Annotated in this window: 2 protein-coding genes; one reads left to right on the top strand and one right to left on the bottom strand. The window is 73.2% G+C overall.

Going from position 1 to position 1,095, the window contains the following annotated elements:
* A partial coding sequence (locus AOK03_RS40165) for an NADPH-dependent FMN reductase (RefSeq protein WP_167355712.1) occupies window positions 1-379 on the top strand: 379 nt, incomplete at its 5' end.
* Between the two features lie 60 nt (window positions 380-439).
* On the opposite strand, the gene AOK03_RS40160 is transcribed toward AOK03_RS40165, so the two are convergent.
* On the bottom strand, window positions 440-991 hold the full coding sequence (locus AOK03_RS40160) for a GNAT family N-acetyltransferase (RefSeq protein ID WP_055570230.1): 552 nt from the start codon (window positions 989-991) through the stop codon (window positions 440-442).
* Window positions 992-1,095: the final 104 nt, after the last annotated feature.

Below are 1,095 nucleotides of genomic sequence, written 5' to 3'. Positions count from 1 at the left end.
ACTCGCCGAGCGGGTCGACGCCGCCGACGCCTACGTGGTGATCACCCCGGAGTGCAACCACAGCTTCCCGGCCGCCCTGCAGCACTTCATCGACCTGCACCGGTCGGAGTGGGAGGCCAAGCCCGTCGGCTTCGTCTCCTACAGCGGAGCGGGAGGCGGTCTGCGCGCCGTCGAACAGCTGCGCCTGGTCTTCGCCGAGCTGCACCGCGCGACCGTCCGCGACGTCGTCAGCTTCCACGACGCCTGGGACCACTTCGGCGAGAACGGCAGCGCGCACGACGAGAACGGCGCGGTCGGCGCCGCCAAGGTGCTGCTGGACCAGCCGGCCTGGTGGGCGAAGGCCCTGCACACCGCCCGCGCGCAGCACCCGTACCGCTAGATCCTCACCTCGGTCTTCACCCAGGTCCTCACCGCCGGGGCCGCACCGGCCCCACGGGGCTCAAGGCCTCTTCAGCACCAGCTCGAACTCACGCGAGGACGGGTCGCCCGGCACCGGGACGGCCCCTCCGCTGCGTACGAACCCGAACCGCCGATAGAACGCCTGCGCCCGCGGATTGTCCTCGTGGACGTACAGCCGCACCCGCTCCAGCCCCTCCAGGGTCCACGCCCACCCGACGACCGCCTCGAACAGCGCGTCCGTCGCGCCGCTGCCCCGGTGCTCCGGCCGCACGAAGACCCCCACGAGATGCGCCTGCCGCTGCTCGATGACCCCGCCGAAGACATCGGCCGCCCCCGCCTCCTCGACCAGCGCGGTCACCGAGCCGACCCACGTGCCGTGCGGCCCCACCGCCACGAACTGCCGGGCCGACAGCCCGCGTGAAGCCCCGGCGGCACGCTCCTGCCAGTACGAGTCGGGCTTCGCGGCGGCGTCCTCGTACGTCTCCAGAAACGCGACCGGCGCGGCCGGGTCCCGGAGCGCGGCCAGCCGGAGCTCCCTGACCTGCGGCCACTCGTCGGCCCTGACGGCTCGTACGACGTACTCGTGTTCCATGCCGTGATCCTAGGTTCCGCCGTCAAGGGGCACCCCGCAGCCGCCGCCCGCGGCACCTCAGGGTCGGCGTCGTACCCGGGTACCATCCCCGGCCCGCAACGCCC

Origin of the sequence: Streptomyces atriruber, from assembly GCF_001418325.1 — a bacterium.
In the GTDB taxonomy this organism is placed as follows: domain Bacteria; phylum Actinomycetota; class Actinomycetes; order Streptomycetales; family Streptomycetaceae; genus Streptomyces; species Streptomyces atriruber.
Note: the sequence above shows the minus strand (reverse complement) of the source record. Positions and strands in the feature narration are given on the sequence as shown.